Source organism: Acidovorax sp. Root267, assembly GCF_001429215.1.
Lineage (GTDB): Bacteria > Pseudomonadota > Gammaproteobacteria > Burkholderiales > Burkholderiaceae_C > Acidovorax > Acidovorax radicis.
In genome coordinates, this window is sequence record NZ_LMJC01000003.1 from 61,872 (window position 1) to 77,745 (window position 15,874).

At 62.0% G+C, this 15,874-nt stretch carries 14 protein-coding genes; 3 read left to right on the plus strand and 11 right to left on the minus strand.

Features of this window, described 5'->3' with window-relative positions; translation table 11 throughout:
• Nucleotides 1-7: 7 nt before the first annotated feature.
• From phoU to pstS, 5 genes are all read right to left on the minus strand, one after another.
• Entirely contained in the window at nt 8-709 is a 702-nt protein-coding gene (phoU, locus tag ASE39_RS05415) for a phosphate signaling complex protein PhoU (protein ID WP_010457902.1), read from the minus strand.
• Between the two features lie 11 nt (nt 710-720).
• Entirely contained in the window at nt 721-1,503 is a 783-nt protein-coding gene (gene pstB, locus ASE39_RS05420; protein WP_010457898.1) for a phosphate ABC transporter ATP-binding protein PstB, read from the minus strand.
• A 60-nt stretch (nt 1,504-1,563) separates the two neighbouring features.
• Entirely contained in the window at nt 1,564-2,418 is an 855-nt protein-coding gene (gene pstA, locus ASE39_RS05425; protein ID WP_010457896.1) for a phosphate ABC transporter permease PstA, read from the minus strand.
• A gap of 42 nt (nt 2,419-2,460) precedes the next feature.
• Complete coding sequence (pstC, locus tag ASE39_RS05430; protein ID WP_057270482.1) at nt 2,461-3,480, minus strand: phosphate ABC transporter permease subunit PstC; 1,020 nt, start codon at nt 3,478-3,480, stop codon at nt 2,461-2,463.
• Nucleotides 3,481-3,561: 81 nt separating this feature from the next.
• Nucleotides 3,562-4,584, minus strand: a complete 1,023-nt coding sequence (gene pstS, locus ASE39_RS05435) for a phosphate ABC transporter substrate-binding protein PstS (RefSeq protein ID WP_057270483.1) — start codon at nt 4,582-4,584, stop codon at nt 3,562-3,564.
• A 278-nt stretch (nt 4,585-4,862) separates the two neighbouring features.
• Between pstS and ASE39_RS05440 the strand changes: the two genes are divergently transcribed.
• Nucleotides 4,863-6,341, plus strand: coding sequence for a Ppx/GppA phosphatase family protein (locus ASE39_RS05440; protein WP_057270484.1), 1,479 nt, complete (start codon nt 4,863-4,865; stop codon nt 6,339-6,341).
• Nucleotides 6,342-6,355: 14 nt separating this feature from the next.
• Here the strand turns inward: ASE39_RS05440 and ASE39_RS27335 are convergent, their stop codons facing one another.
• Nucleotides 6,356-6,478 (minus strand): hypothetical protein, encoded by a 123-nt coding sequence (locus ASE39_RS27335; protein ID WP_348981571.1) that lies wholly within the window; start codon nt 6,476-6,478, stop codon nt 6,356-6,358.
• Between the two features lie 118 nt (nt 6,479-6,596).
• On the opposite strand from ASE39_RS27335, the gene ASE39_RS27340 reads away from it, so the two are divergent.
• On the plus strand, nt 6,597-6,932 hold the full coding sequence (locus tag ASE39_RS27340; protein ID WP_348981572.1) for a hypothetical protein: 336 nt from the start codon (nt 6,597-6,599) through the stop codon (nt 6,930-6,932).
• A gap of 44 nt (nt 6,933-6,976) precedes the next feature.
• Here ASE39_RS27340 and ASE39_RS05450 read toward each other — a convergent pair whose 3' ends face one another.
• Genes ASE39_RS05450 through ASE39_RS05470 form a run of 5 tightly spaced genes read right to left on the minus strand, consistent with a single transcriptional unit; the run spans nt 6,977 to nt 12,436 of the window.
• Nucleotides 6,977-7,441, minus strand: a complete 465-nt coding sequence (locus tag ASE39_RS05450) for a histidine phosphatase family protein (protein ID WP_029412758.1) — start codon at nt 7,439-7,441, stop codon at nt 6,977-6,979.
• Nucleotides 7,438-9,606, minus strand: a complete 2,169-nt coding sequence (gene ppk1 / locus ASE39_RS05455) for a polyphosphate kinase 1 (protein WP_282434120.1) — start codon at nt 9,604-9,606, stop codon at nt 7,438-7,440. Before ppk1 ends, ASE39_RS05450 begins: the two co-directional genes overlap by 4 nt.
• A 39-nt stretch (nt 9,607-9,645) precedes the next feature.
• On the minus strand, nt 9,646-10,734 hold the full coding sequence (locus ASE39_RS05460; protein ID WP_057270486.1) for a glycosyltransferase family 1 protein: 1,089 nt from the start codon (nt 10,732-10,734) through the stop codon (nt 9,646-9,648).
• A complete protein-coding gene (locus ASE39_RS05465) occupies nt 10,731-11,600 on the minus strand; it encodes a UDP-2,3-diacylglucosamine diphosphatase (RefSeq protein ID WP_057270487.1) in 870 nt (289 codons plus the stop codon). Before ASE39_RS05465 ends, ASE39_RS05460 begins: the two co-directional genes overlap by 4 nt.
• Entirely contained in the window at nt 11,600-12,436 is an 837-nt protein-coding gene (locus tag ASE39_RS05470) for a GNAT family N-acyltransferase (RefSeq protein WP_057270488.1), read from the minus strand. Before ASE39_RS05470 ends, ASE39_RS05465 begins: the two co-directional genes overlap by 1 nt.
• 243 nt (nt 12,437-12,679) lie before the next feature.
• Here ASE39_RS05470 and ASE39_RS05475 point away from each other — a divergent pair, with 243 nt between their 5' ends.
• Nucleotides 12,680-15,592: an EAL domain-containing protein gene (locus tag ASE39_RS05475; protein ID WP_057270489.1), complete on the plus strand. Its 2,913-nt coding sequence runs from the start codon at nt 12,680-12,682 to the stop codon at nt 15,590-15,592.
• Nucleotides 15,593-15,874 lie beyond the last annotated feature (282 nt).

Consider the following 15,874-nt stretch of genomic DNA (forward strand, 5'->3'; position numbering starts at 1 on the left):
CCTTTCGCTACAAGACAGCCGACTCGATCTCGTCGAGGGCAGTGTGGCGCACATCCTTGCCCTTGACCAGATAGATGATGAGCTCGGCCACATTCTTGGAATGGTCACCGATGCGCTCGATCGCCTTGGCCAGGAACAACAGGTCCAGGCTGGGCGAGATGGTGCGGGGGTCTTCCATCATGTACGTGATGAGTTTGCGCACGAAGCCATCGAACTCCTTGTCGATCAGGTCATCCTCCTTGAGGATGGCCACAGCCGCCTTGACGTCCAGCCGCGCAAACGCATCCAGCGTCTTGCGCAACTGGCCGGAGGCCAACTCGGCGGCCACGCGCAAATCGCTGGAGGGAAGTGAACGCGGCGCACCGCCCTCAATGATGGAACGCACCATGCGGGCCATCTTGTTGGCCTCGTCGCCCATGCGCTCGAGGTTGGCCGTAGCCTTGGAGAAAGCCAGCAACAGGCGCAGGTCGCGCGCGGTGGGCTGGCGGCGGGCGATGATGGACGACAGCTCCTGGTCGATTTCGACCTCCATCGCGTTGATGCGGGTTTCCATCGAAGCCACGGTCTCCACGGCCTCCAGGCTGAACTGGGACAGGGCGTACACAGCCTGCCGAATCTGCGATTCCACCAGGCCGCCCATCTCCATGACACGGGCGGACACGCTGTTGAGTTCGCTGTCGAACTGGGACGAAAGATGTTTATCGGGCATCTGCTGTCTCCTTAGCCGAAACGGCCGGTAATGTAGTCTTCGGTTTCCTTGCGCTCGGGCTTGAAGAAGATCTGTTCGGTGGCGCCGAACTCGATCATCTCGCCCAGGTACATGTAGGCCGTGTAGTCGCTGCAACGGGCTGCCTGCTGCATGTTGTGCGTCACGATGGCAATCGTGTAGTCGTGTTTGAGCTCGTCGATCAGCTCTTCAATCTTGGCGGTGGACAGCGGGTCCAGCGCCGAGGTAGGTTCGTCGAGCAGCAGCACCGAAGGCTTCACGGCCACGCTGCGTGCAATGCACAGGCGCTGCTGCTGGCCGCCGGACAGCGACAGACCGCTCTGGTGGAGCTTGTCCTTGACTTCGGTCCACAGGGCGGCCTTGGACAGCGCCCATTCCACGCGGTCATCCATCTCGCTTTTGCTCAGCGTTTCATAGAGCTTCACGCCGAAGGCAATGTTGTCGTAGATGGACATGGGAAACGGCGTGGGCTTCTGGAACACCATGCCGATGCGCGCACGCAGCAGGTTGATGTCTTGCTTGGCGTCCAGGATGTCCTGGCCGTAGAAGTTGATCGTGCCCTCGGCACGCTGACCCGGGTACAGGCTGTACATGCGGTTGAGGGTGCGCAGCAGGGTGGACTTGCCACAGCCCGAGGGACCGATGAAAGCGGTCACCTTGTGCTCGGCAATGTTGAGGCTGACGTTGCGCAGACCCTGGAACTTGCCGTAGAAGAAGCTCAGGTTGCGCAGTTCCAGCGCATTTTTGCTGGGGGTGACGGTAGCAGTGGCGTTCATTGTCAAATCCTGAAAATGGAGGCGGTCTTGTCTGTGTGTGCGATGCGAGAGCGGGCAGGATCAGACGCGGTTTTTCTCGCGCAGGAACACCCGTGCCACGACGTTGAGAATGAGCACGGACAGCGTGATGAGCAGGGCACCGCCCCAGGCCAGGCGCACCCAGTTTTCATAGGGACTCAGGGCAAACTGGAAGATCACCACCGGCAGGTTGGCCATGGGCGCATTCATGTTGGTACTGAAGAACTGGTTGTTGAGTGCGGTGAACAACAAAGGCGCCGTCTCGCCGCTGATGCGGGCGACGGCCAGCAGCAGCCCCGTCATCACACCGCTGCGCGCAGCGCGCAGGGTGACCATGGTGGACACCTTCCAACGCGGCGCCCCCAACGCAAAAGCCGCTTCACGCAGGCTGCCGGGCACCAGGCGCAGCATGTTCTCCGTGGTGCGAACCACCACTGGCACGGCAATGAGCGACAGCGCCAGACTTCCGGCCCAACCCGAGAAGTTGCCGACCGTCGCCACGGCAATGGCATAGACGAACAGGCCCAGCACGATGGAGGGCGCAGACAACATGATGTCGGTCACAAAGCGGGTGAGCTCGGCCGTTTTGCTCTGGTCGCCATATTCCGCCAGGTACACGCCGGCCAGAACACCAATCGGTGTGGATACCAGGACGGTAAAACCCACCATCATGAGACTGCCGACGATGGCGTTGGCCAGGCCGCCGCCTTCCGATCCCGGGGCTGGCGTCGACTGGGTGAACATGTTCCAGTCCAGCGCGGCAAAACCGTTGGAGAGCAGAACGCTCAGGATCCAGAGCAGCACGAACAGGCCCAGCACCATCGCACCCAGGGACAGGGTCAGACCGATGGCGTTCGAGCGCTGGCGCTTTTTGTAGAGTTGTTGGTTGAATTCCATGGAGCTTGTCTCAAAAGAGGTTCATGGTCAGGGCGGGCGGAGTCAAAGGCCCTTGGCCTTTTCGGCGCGCAGCATCATGATCTTGGCCGCCGAAAGCACAACGAAGGTAATCACGAACAGCAGGAAACCCAGCGCGAACAACGTGGAAAGGTGAAAGTCGGCAGCTTCGCCGAACTCATTGGCGAGCGTGGAGGCAATCGAGGTCCCCGGGGAGAACAGCGACGTGGGCATGCGGTTGGCATTGCCGATCACAAAGGTCACCGCCATGGTCTCGCCCAGGGCACGGCCCAGGCCCAGCATCACCCCACCGATCACCCCCTTTTGCGTGTAGGGCAACACGACGCGGCGCACCACCTCCCAGGTCGTGCAGCCCAGGCCGTAGGCGGACTCGCGCAGGATGGGCGGAACAATCTCGAACACGTCGCGCATCACGGCCGCCACAAACGGCAGCACCATGAACGCGAGCACGATACCGGCCGCCAGGATGCCAAAACCGTTGGTGCTGCCGCCAAACAGAAAGCCCACCAGTGGCATGGAGCCCAACAGCTTTTGCACCGGCATCTGGAAGTAGTCCGCGAACAGCGGGGCAAACACAAAGAGGCCAAACATGCCGTAGATGATCGAAGGCACCGCCGCCAGCAGCTCCACTGCCGTGCCCAGCGGGCGCCGCAGCCACACGGGGCAGGTTTCCGTCAGAAAAAGGGCGATGCCGAAAGCGAGTGGCACTGCGATCAGCAGCGCAATGCCTGCACTGGCCAAGGTGCCGACGATGGCAATCGCGGCGCCGAACTCTTCGTTGATGATGTCCCATTCCACGCGCCAGATGAACTGGGCACCGAATTTGTGAAACGTCGGCCACGCGTAGACAAACAGCGAGACGATGATGCCCAGAAGCGCTACCAGCACCAGCAGCGAAAGACTTTGGGTGAGACGATGGAAAAAGATGTCCTGAAGACGCTGCCGCTTGGCAATCGAAACCATCGACTCTGTGGGGGCGTCTGTCTTCTTGACGGACACGGATTGCGAACTCATGGTGGTTCCCACGCTCATATTGACTCCCATCTGGCTTCTGGAGATCCCCACAAACCAGCACCCATCGGCCAGACCAGCCGGCCAATGGGGGGTATTCTGGGGCAGACTGGCTTATTTCTTGATCTGCGACCAGACTTTGGAGCGGATCTCGGCGGTCAGGCTGTCAGGCAGCGGGACATAGTCCAGATCCGCAGCCATACCCTTGCCGTTCTTGAACGCCCAGTCAAAGAACTTCAGCACTTCAGCCGATTGGGCTTTGTCCGCAGGGTCCTTGTACATCAGGATGAAAGAAGCCGTGCTGACGGGCCAGCTTTCGGCACCCTTGGCATTGACCATCGAGATGCCCATGCCCGGCACGCTGAACCAGTCTGCGCTGGCTGCTGCGGCGGCGAAGGTCTTGTCGTCAGGGCTCACATACTTGCCGTCCGCATTCTGCAGCTGCAGGAAGTTCATGTTGTTCTTCTTGACATAGGCATATTCCACGTAGCCCACTGCACCCTTCACCCGGGTCACATTGGCGGCCACGCCTTCATTGCCCTTGCCACCCACGGACGAAGCGGCTGGCCATTTCACGGCAGCGCCCTTGCCCACGGAATCTGCCCATTCCTTGCTGACGGCAGACAGGTAGTCGGTCCAGTTGAACGTGGTGCCCGAACCATCTGCGCGGTGGACCACGGTGATGTTCTGGTCTGGCAGGGTCTTGCCAGGGTTCAGTGCAGCAAGCTTGGCATCATTCCACTTGGCGATCTTGCCCAGAAAGATTTCTGCCAGCACAGGGCCGGTGACGCGCAGTTCGCCAGGCTTGAAGCCCTCCAGGTTGACCACGGGCACCGTGCCACCAATGATGGCGGGGAACTGCACCATGCCGTCCTTCTCCAGATCGGCACCAGAAACCGGCGCATCAGAGGCACCGAAGGCTACGGTCTTGGCGCGAATCTGGCGGATACCGCCGGACGAACCGATGGACTGGTAGTTCAGCCCTGTGCCGGTTTCCTTCTTGTAGGCTTCGGCCCATTTGGCGTACATGGGAAACGGAAAGGTTGCGCCCGCGCCGGTGATGTCCGCAGCAAAGGCACTGCCTACCGCCATGGAGGCGAGTGCTACAGCAACGGTTTTGAGAAATGTGCGTTTCATTATTCAGTACCTTTTGGCTAGGGTTATCAGGAACAGGCTGAACTCTAGGGCCCCAAGATGACAATTCAGTGACACACAAACCCTCGCCGTAGCCAACTGCCACACGACCACCCGCCTTTACCCGATGCGGCTTGCATCGTCATGAATTTGTCATGCAAGCAGCAGACACTGGCAAAGATTACAGCCCGCCCTCCCACCGCCCTTGTGGCAACGTGCGTCGCGGGGGGCACACCAGATGGTCGCGGTACCATGCCGAACGAAGCTCCAACCAGAAAAACATGCAGAACGGCACACGCCTCGCCGCAGTCGACCTCGGCTCCAACAGTTTTCGCCTCGAAATCGGGCGCTATGAGTTCGGTCATATCCAGCGGGTGGAATACCTCAAGGAGACCGTGCGCCAGGGCAATGGCCTTGACGAAGATCGCAATTTGACACGCGACGCCATGGAGCGTGGCTGGGCCTGCCTGGCGCGGTTTGGCGAGCGGCTGGCCGGGTTTCCGCGCGCCCAGGTTCGCGCCGTGGCCACACAGACGCTGCGCGAAGCACGCAACCGGGAAGAGTTTCTGTTGCGCGGCAGCGAAGTGCTGGGCTATCCCATCGACGTCGTCTCTGGCCCCGAGGAAGCACGGCTGATTTACCAAGGCGTAGCCCGCCTGCTTCCGCAATCCGACGAGCGCCGCTTGGTGGTGGACATCGGTGGGCGTTCCACCGAATTGATTTTGGGCCAGCAGTTCACACCCCACGCCGTGGCTTCGTACCGGGTGGGCAGTGTTGCCTGGTCGCAGCGCTACTTTGCCAACGGCGAGTTCACCGCGCAGGCCTTCCTGGCAGCCGAGATCGCAGCCAAGGCCGTGTTGGACGAAGCGCTGGAGACCTTCCAGCCCGACGCCTGGGAGATAGCCTATGGATCATCCGGCACCGCCGGAGCCGTTGGCGACGTGCTGACGGCTGCGGGTGGGCCACAAGGCCTCATCACCCGCGAAGGCCTCCATTGGCTGCACGAGCGACTGCTGCGCGCGCAGTCAGCGGACCGCATACGCCTGGAAGGCCTCAAGGAAGAACGACGCGCCGTCATCGGCGGAGGCATCAGTGTGTTGCGCGCCGTGTTTGACCTGCTGGACATTGAGCAAATGCACGTGGCCCAGGGTGCCTTGCGCCAAGGTGCACTCTACGATCTGCTCGACCGCGAACAACCCGGTACCGACCTGCGGACCACCACCGTAAATGGCCTGATGCAGCGGTTTGGTGTGGATATAGAACACGCGGAGCGTGTCGCACGCACGGCGTGTGCCCTGTTTGATCAGGCCATGCCTTTCGGGAGCGAGCGCGCATCACGAAAACTCGATTGGGCCGCCCGGCTGCACGAGATTGGCTGCCTGATCTCCCACAGCGACTACCACCGCCACGGCGCTTACATCCTCGACAACACCGACGCCGCTGGATTTGCCGTCCCCGAACTTCACCGCCTCGGGATACTGGTTCAAGGGCAACGCGGCAAGGTGCGCAAACTGGAAGCGGACTTGCAAGACTCCGTCTTCGCGCTTCAGCTGCTCAGCATGCGCCTGGCCGTGGCACTGTGCCACGCCCGCCGCGACCCGGACACGGCCGGTCTTTCGTTGCAGACAGAAGGCCCGCGTTTCATTCTGAGAGCCCGCGCCGGCTGGGCGGCGATCTTTCCACAATCGGCACACCTGCTGCGCGAGGAAATTCAGGCATGGCTAAAGACACCTTGGGAACTGGTGGTTGACCTACCGTGAGCATCAGGAATAAACTATATAAACTGTTTATACCGTTTATCGAAAAATTCCTTAGTCATGACCACATCCAGCACCACCACTACGCCAGCAGCCCTCGCACCGAACCCCGCGCCAGCAACTCCGGCAAAGTCGGTCAAGACCACTGCTGCGACTACCAAGACCCCGGCCAAAACAGCGGTTGCCGCCAAGCCACCGAAAAAATTGGCGGCAAAGCCCGCCGCGGTTCCCAAGAAAAAGGCACCTAGCGCTAAACAGGTGACACCCAAACAGCCCAAGGCCCCCACACCGGCAGCCACCCGGGACGTCAAGGCCAAGAAGCCCAAGCTGGTGCGCGACAGCTTCACCATTCCTAAAGACGAATACGCAGTCATAGAAACCCTGAAGCAGCGCTCCGCCGCTCTCGCCCAACCTGTGAAGAAAAGCGAGCTGCTGCGTGCGGGCCTCAAGGTCTTGGCAGCGATGTCCGACGCGGCCCTGCGCAGCGCGGTGCAGGCAGTGCCATCCATCAAGACGGGACGCCCGAAGGCAGACGCAGCACCGGCAACACCCGTGCCAGCCACAAAGACGACCACCAAAGCCACGCGCAAGTAATCCCACTGTTCTGCGCCGGGTGAGGCCCCTCGGCGCAACCGGCATCAAAGAAACTCGGGAGATTGGACCGTGATCAGCAACGTCTGGCTCTGGTCCAGCCGTTGCCGCTGCCTCAACCACCAGACAGCCCCCTTGCGCACGGCGCACTCCGAAGCCTGGAGCCCCATCAACTGCGCAATGGTCTGGCCCAGCACGGGTTGATGGCCCACCACCAGCACCGTGCCCTTGGCGCGTGGCCATTGCACAAGATCCAGCAGATCCTGCGGAATCGCACCAGGTAACAGCTCGGCGCGCATCTTGAATTTTCGCCCCAGAGCGCTTGCAGTCTGCTCCGTGCGCCGCGACGGACTGGCGAGCACACGCAAACCCTCGGGCAATTGCCGGTCCAGCCAAGCGGCCATGCGTGCAGCCTGCTTCTCCCCACGCGACGTCAAAGCTCTCGCCAGATCGTCACCCCCCTCTGCAGGCTCTTCCGCCTCCGCATGGCGCCACAAAATGAGGTCCATCATGCCGTCCCCTGATCCACGTGCGCCACCGATGGGGCCGGACCATACCGGACCATCAGAGCGTTCTGTGCGCCCAAACCATCCTGGGGACGAGGAGCCCTGCCGTAGGAGCCATCTGCGTTCAGGGTCCAGGCATCCCGTTCATCATGCAGATAGGCGACCAGGCATTCATCGACAATCTGCTGGCGCAGGCGAGGGTCGGTCACGGGCCAGGCCAGCTCCACCCGCCGCATCATGTTGCGGTTCATCCAGTCGGCACTGGAGAGATACAGGTCTTCCTCATTCCCGCTGCGGAAATAGAAAACGCGCGTGTGTTCCAGAAACCGGCCAATGACAGAGCGCACACGGATGTTGTCGGTCACCCCAGGGACTTGGGCAGCCAACATGCAGGCTCCGCGCACGATGAGGTCAATGCGTGCCCCGCGCTGGCCGGCCGCAATCAGGGCGCGCATCAGGGCCTCGTCTGTCAGGGCATTCATCTTGGCGACGATGCGCGCATCCTCTCCCCGACTGGCGGCCAGCCCCACTTGTTCGATTTTTTCCAGCATGCGCCGGTGCAGATGGAACGGCGCCAGCATCAGCTTGCGCAGCTTGGGCGGGCGGTTCTGGCTCGCCAGATGGTTGAACACCCCATCCATGTCAGCAGTGGTTTCCTCATCGGCCGTGAGGTAGCTCAGATCGGTATAGAGCCGCGCAGTACGCACGTTGTAATTGCCTGTGGAAAGGTGCCCATAGCGCCGCAACTTTCGCCCCTCCCTGCGCGTGACGAGCAGCATTTTTGCGTGCGTCTTGAGCCCCACCACACCGTAGACCACCTGTGCACCAATGGACTCCAGGGCCTCGGCCCAGTTGATATTGGCTTCTTCATCAAACCGGGCCTTGAGTTCCACCACGGCCATGACCTCCTTGCCGCGACGCACCGCCTCGGTGAGCAGATCCATGAGTTCGGAGTCCGCCCCGGTTCGGTAGATCGTCTGTTTGATGACGAGCACGTCCGGGTCATTGACGGCTTCGCGCAGAAAAGCGAGTAACCCATCAAAACTTTCGAACGGCTGATGGATCAGCACATCGTGCTTGCGCAGTTGCTCCAGAATGGACACGCCGGACTGCAATTGCCGAGGCCAGGCAGAGTTCCAGGGCGCAAACAGGAGGTCCGGGGCATCCACCAGATCCACGAGTTGTGTCAGTCGCACCAGATTCACGGGACCCTGCACCCGGAACAGGGCAGCTGCCGGCAAGGCAAATTGAGCCAACAGAAAATCCGACAGAAACTGCGAACATCCAGAAGACACCTCCAGCCGCACCGCTTGCCCGTAGTGCCGGTGCTGCAAGCCCTGGCGAAGTGCGGTCCGCAGATTGCGCACGTCCTCCTCGTCCAGTGCCAGGTCTGAATGGCGCGTGACGCGGAACTGCGAGAACTCCGTGACTTCGCGCCCCGGGAACAAATCCTCCAGATGCGCCCGGACAATGCTGGAAAGGCTCACGAAAAGCGCTTCCCCGGGAGCAACGCGGTCAGGCATGCGAATGAGTCTTGGCAGGGCCCGGGGCACCTTGACGATGGCGATCTCGTTCTCGCGGCCAAAGGCGTCGTGACCTTTCAACCGGACAATGAAATTCAGCGATTTATTGGCTACCTGTGGAAACGGATGTGCCGGATCCAAGCCCACCGGAATCAGCAAAGGCCGAACTTCGTCCAAAAAATAATCGTGGACCCACCGCTTTTGCGCGGGAGAACGCTCGCTGTAGCCCACGATGCGAATCCCGTGTGCGGCAAACGCCGGCACCAAGGACTCGTTGTACAGCGTGTACTGCCGCTCCACAAGGCCGTGCACCTTGGCGGCCATGGCTTCGAAGGACGCCGTTGAATAAAGCCCCTTGGTCTCGCCCTTCTGCGCCGCGGTGATGTGTGGCGCAGCGCGCACCTCAAAAAACTCATCGAGATTGGAAGACACGATGCACAGATAGCGCAGCCGCTCCAGCAAGGGGACATCCGTCCGCACGGCCCAGTCAAACACCCGCTCATTGAAAGCCAGGATGCTGTGATCTCTGTCCAGAAACATCTGAGGAGGGTGACTGGTGGATTGCGCTAACGTACAGCTCGTGCCACTGTCATGCAACAGGGAGGTGGTGGCATGTGTGCCAGCATGATCGAAAGGCAAAGGCAACATGGGTACGCAAACGCGGCAAGTGCAGGATGCCTGCAGTATTTAACGCCCAGATGACAACGATGTGACAGGTTTTGTGACAGTCACACAAGATGCATCCTGCACACGGGCGGGGACCAGGTACTGTTCAAACAGCCGGGCGGCATGAGCCCAGGTGAAATCGAGCGCCCGCGCGCGCGCTTCGGACCGGGGAATCGCCAAGGCCTGCTGGCTTGCCAGGAGCAGATCACCCTGCAGCACACCCCCTCTAGGGGCCTGGCCAGAATGCGCTCCCAGCACTTCCATGGGACCATCCTCGGGATACGCTGCCACAGGCGTCCCGCAGGCCATGGCCTCCAGCATGACCAAACCGAACGTTTCTGACCGGCTTGGAAATACAAACACATCAGCGGCCGCATAGACCTCTGCCAAAGCCGCGCGATCCAGGATGCCCAGCCAACGAACCTGCGGGTACTTCGCCTTGAGACGCGCCTCCAGCGGCCCGACACCACAAACCACCTTGGAGCCCGGCATGTCGAGCCGGAGGAAAGCTTCGATGTTCTTTTCGTAAGAAATCCGCCCCACATACAGCGACACCGGGTGCGCCAGAGTGCCCATGAGCGGGCTCTGAGTGGTTGCGCCATGGAACGGAAAAACCCGCGTGTCGACTCCATGGGTCCACGGGCGCAGATTGCGGAAACCCCGACGCTCCAGCATCTGCAGAACGCCTTGCGTGGGCACCATCACTCCCGAGGATGGACGGTGGAAATGCCGGAACAGTGCGTACCCCCAACCAAGCGGCACACGCAGCGCCGCATGCAGTATTTCCGGAAAACGTGTGTGGAAAGCCGACGTGAACGCCAGGCCCTTGCGCAGGCAGTAGCGGCGCCCCGCCCAGCCCAGCGGCCCTTCTGTGGCAAGGTGGATGGCATCGGGCTGCATGGCGTCCAGTACCTCTGCCACGCGCTTTATCGGCCGCACGGCCAGGTCGATGCCGGGATAGCCAGGGCAGGGACGGGTTGCAAATTGACCGGGGTGCAGCACTTGCACCTCGTGCCCGGCAGTTTCAAGCGCCTGCACCAGTTCCAGCAGGGTGGTAACCACCCCATTCACCTGGGGAAGCCAGGCATCGGTCAACAAGGCAATTTTCATAACACAACAGCGGCCTCGGCCTGGGGGATATTTGCGAGCGGAGAAGCCGGCCACTGCAGCAGTTCCAGTCGGCCGTCCATGTGCTCGACCAGGGCGGTGTGGCTTTCCACCCAGTCGCCGTCATTGCAATACAGGGTCCCGCCGATCTCCCGCATCTCAGCACGGTGGATATGGCCACACACCACGCCATCATGTCCCCTGCGGCGCGCTTCGGCTGCCACGGCCACTTCAAAATCGGTGACGTAGTTCAGTGCTTTCTTGACCTTGCCCTTCAGGTACGCCGACAGGGACCAGTAGGGCAACCCCACGCGGGCACGCAGGGTGTTGAGGTGCCGGTTGAGTTTGAGGGTGAACTCATACAGGTTGTCGCCCAGATACGCCAGCCACTTGGCACACTGGATGACTCCATCAAAGTGGTCTCCGTGCGTGACCCAGAGGCTGCGACCATCGGCCGTCGTGTGAACCGCATCGGCCCGCACCTCGATGCCACCAAAAGAGTGGCCTACGAACGCACGGGCGAATTCGTCATGGTTGCCGGGTACAAACACCACCCGACACCCTTTGCGCGCGCGGCGCAGGAGCTTTTGCACCACGTCGTTGTGGGCTTGTGGCCAGAACCACTTGCGGCGCAGTTGCCAACCATCCACGATGTCGCCGACCAAGTAAAGGTGATCGCTGGGATGGTGCTTGAGAAAGTCCAGCAATGCGACCGCCTGGCAACCTGGAGTACCCAGATGCAGATCAGAAATAAAGACCGCACGGTACCGGCGATGACCAGCGGCGGATGCCTGCGCGTCGTCGGCCATGTCCTCGTGGCCCAAGGACGGTTCCATCCAGGGACCCAAGGCATCGAACGCGGTGCGCATCAGGCCCCCAGAAAATGCTTGCGATAGCGGGGATGAAGATCTGCCAGACGCATCAGCATCGGCAGGTCTGCGGTGTTGAAATCCGGATCCCAGGCCGGAGCGCCCAACACGCGTGCCCCGAGCCGCAGGTAGCCTTTGATGAGTGCCGGGGGCTCTACCGTGATCGAGCCATCAAGCTGCTCCACGGGCAAGGGCAACCGGGGGAGCACGTGATATTCGATGGGGGCCAGGTGCGTCTGGCGCACCTGCTGCCAGATGCTGGCGGCAGCATCGCCGCTCACAACGCCGTTGTAGAGCATGGGAATGCTCGCGCAGCCGATCATGGTGTCCAACTGGTTGCGCACCATGAAATCCGCCAACGCGCTCCACAAGGCCATGATCACGCCACCGTGGCGATGATCGGGGTGCACGCAACTGCGCCCCAGTTCCACCATGCGGGGACGCAGCGAACGCAGCCGCGTGAGGTCGAACTCGGTATCGCTGTAGGTACCACCAACGCGTCGGGCTTGTGCCGGAGTGAGCACCCTGTAAGTCCCAATGACTTGCTGGCTCAGGGCATCGCGCACCAACAGGTGTTCGCAGTAATCGTCGAAGAGGTCCACATCATGGCCCGGGATGGGGGTCGTCAATCGAGCGCCCATTTCCGCTGCAAACACGTCGAACCGCAGCCGCTGCGCCTGGCGCACTTCGTCTTCATGGCGCGCCCAGGCCACCTGAATGGCGCCACGTTCCGGCACCAGACGCGCTGCGCCAGACAGAGTACCTGCACCACGAAGTTCCCTCGGGGAAGCAACTTCGGCTGGCAGGGGCGGTGTCAAGGTGGGCAATTCATTCATGGTGCAACATCTCCTTGCGTCAGGACGGTTTCGGCTGGAGGCCCCAACCATGGGCTGGGAACCGTTTTCCCCTGGGAGCGAGTGTGAAATTTGCACATGACGCAGCCATGTCGATGGCATGTCAATGTCGTGACATGCGTACCCTGGGAAGGCACCTACGCAGTCAATCGTTGGGCCTGCATAATTGGTCCAGGAACTCGTACCGTGCACGCCTCCTTCCCCGCCCGCCCCCGAAGCCCTGCCATGGGCGCGCTGGTCGTGTTTGTTCTGGCGGCACTGTGTGCAGGCGCTTTGGTGTGGGCGTTGGAGCGCCAGGAACAGGCACAGCAGCGCACTCAGGTGACAGACATGGCGGGCGACCATGTGCAGGCCTTGCAGCGCGCCATCGAACTGGCCCTGTCCGCCAACAACACCCTGGTCGCCTTGGTGCGCCAGGGCAAAGGGCAGGTGACGCAGTTTGAAGAGATCGGCACCCAGATGCTGCCGTTCTACCCTGGCATTGCGGCCATGGGCCTGTCCCCCAATGGCGTGGTTAGGCACGTGGTGCCGCGCCAGGGCAACGAAAGCTCCATCGGTTTCGATCAACTCAATGACCCGCGTCAAGGTCGCGAATCCGCCAGGGCACGGGAGTCAGGCCTGCTGACCCTGGCTGGCCCCATGGAGCTGGTGCAAGGTGGGCTGGGGGTGGTGGGGCGCCAGCCGGTCTATCTGGAGGATGCCCAGGGTCACCGCACCTTCTGGGGCTTTACCTACGTCACCATCCGCCTGCCCGAGGTGCTCGCCACTGCGCGCCTGCCGCAACTGACCCAGCGGGGATACCACTACCGGCTGTGGCGCATCCGGCCAGATACGGAAGAAGAGCAGACGATTGCAGCCTCTGCACCGCCCCCGGGCCCCGATGCCGTGGGCAGGTCGCTGACCTTGCCCAATGGACAGTGGACGCTGAGCCTGACCCCCATCAAGGGTTGGGGAGACCCGGGCGTGCTGGCCATGCGATGCGCGATCGCCTTGCTGTTTGCCTTGATGATGGCCTACGTGGCCCGGCTGCTGTTCGAGCTGAAAGAGCATGAGCGCGGCCTGGCCTACCAGGTGGCGCAGCGCACCTCGGAAATCCAGGCAACCCAGCAGCAATTGCACGCCACCATCGACGCCATACCGGATCCGCTTTTCGAGCTCGACCAGGATGGTTTTTACTGCAGCGTGCACAGCCCGCGCGCGGAGCTGCTCATGGCCCCCGCCGAAACGCTGGTGGGACGCAACGTGGCCGATGTGATGCCTGCGCTTGCGGCCTTGTCAGTGATGGACGTGCTGAATGAAGCCCAGGCGCAGGGCTGGTCCACCGGGCGGCAGATCATGCTCGACCTGCCCCGCCTGGGCGCCACCTGGTTTGAGTTGTCTGCGGCGCGCAAGGCGACTTCCCCCAACGCAAAACCGCGGTTCATTGTGCTGTCGCGCGACATCACCGAGCGCAAGCGGTCCCAGGAGCAGTTGCAACTCACCGCGCAGGTGTTTGACCAGAGCAGTGAAGCCATTGTGATCGCCGATGCTGCCCATACCATCGTGCGCATCAACAGGGCGTTCACGCGGATCACGGGGTATGCAGAAGCCGAAGCGGTAGGGCAGTCAGTGCGTCTACTCACCGTCGCGGGGTCCGGCCACGACTTCGATGCGGATACCGTCTATGCACAGCTGCCGCAGGGCGGAAGCTGGGAAGGCGAAGCCCTGGGACACCGCAAAGACGCCTCCACTTACCCCCAGTGGCTGTCGGTCAGCAGTGTGCGAGACGGTAATGGTGTGGTCACCCATTCCATCACGCTGTTCCGTGACATCACCCAGCAGCGCGAGGCCCAGGACCGCATTCAACGCCTGGCGCACTTCGACCCGCTCACGAACCTGCCCAACCGCGCGCTGCTGGCCGAACGCGCCCGTCGCCACATTGCCGATGAGCAGGCACGGGGTGGCACACTGGCGATGCTGTTTCTGGACCTGGACCACTTCAAGAATGTCAATGACTCACTGGGCCACAGAATTGGCGACATCCTGCTTGTGGCGGTGGCACAAAGGCTTCAATCCCCCTTGAGGCCCCAGGACACGGTCTCGCGCCTGGGCGGTGACGAGTTTCTTCTGTTGCTCCCATCCACCACAGCAAGCGCTGCCGCCGAAATGGCCATGCAGCTGCTCGCGGCCGTGGCCCAGCCGTTTCAGATCGACCCCTACGAGCTCACCACCACCTTGTCGGTCGGCATTGCGATGTATCCGGCCGATGGCGAATCGTTCGACACGCTGTACCAACGTGCGGATGCCGCCATGTACCGCGCCAAACAAAACGGGCGCAACCGGTACGGATTTTTTACCGCCGATATTGAAGCGCGCACGGCCCGCGCCTTGCTGATAGAAAACGCACTGCGCCGTGCACTGGAGCGCAACCAGTTTGAGCTGCACTACCAGCCACAGGTCTCGCTCTCCACGCGCCAGGTGGTAGGCGCGGAGGCCCTGCTGCGCTGGCGCCACCCCGAGCTGGGCCTGGTGTCACCGGCAGAGTTCATCCCCGTCGCCGAAAGCAGCGGCATGATCGTGGCGATTGGCGAATGGGTCATCCACACGGCGGTGACCGACATCAAGCGCTGGCTGGATCTGCACCTGCCCCTGCGGGCCGTCTCCGTGAACGTTTCTGCCGTGCAATTCAGGCACCCTCAACTGCCCGAGATGGTGACCCGCTGCCTGGAACAGGCCGGCCTGCCTGCCCGCAGGCTGGAGCTGGAGCTGACCGAAGGTGCCGCCGTGGACGACCCCGCTGCCGCACTGGCAATGATGGACCAGTTGCACGACCGGGGCGTGCGCCTGTCGATGGATGACTTTGGCACCGGGTACTCGTCGCTGAGCTATCTCAAGCGCTTTCAGATCTACAAGCTCAAGATCGATCAATCGTTCGTACGCGATCTTGAAGAGGATGCCAACGACCGCGCCATCGTCAGCGCCATCATCCGCATGGCGCAGGCTCTGGGCATGCAGACCACGGCCGAAGGGGTGGAAACCGACGGACAGCTCGAGTTTCTGCACGCGCAGGGCTGTGATGAAGCCCAGGGCTTTTACTTTAGCCGCCCACTGCCGGCCGACGCCTTCGAGGCCTACCTGCGCGGACAGCAAGCACGCTAAGGCTGGCTAAGAACGTGTTCACGATCTCGCAGGGGTCGCGTTGGAGCGCAATCGGGATGAGTGGATGCTTCGGATGCGCCGCATGGGCTCATGCCCATGCAAGCAGCTGGGGCGGCCAATCGCCCGATTTCGCTCCAACCCTTCGGGCAGCGGTCTTGGCGGGTGGTCTGCGGCGTTGCGGCGCTTGCCAATAGCCAAGCTATTGGCTGCGCACCGCGCCTAGCATCCCATCCCGCCAAGGCCGCTGCGCGACTCCTGGGAGGAGGGGCGCCGGCGGCTGTA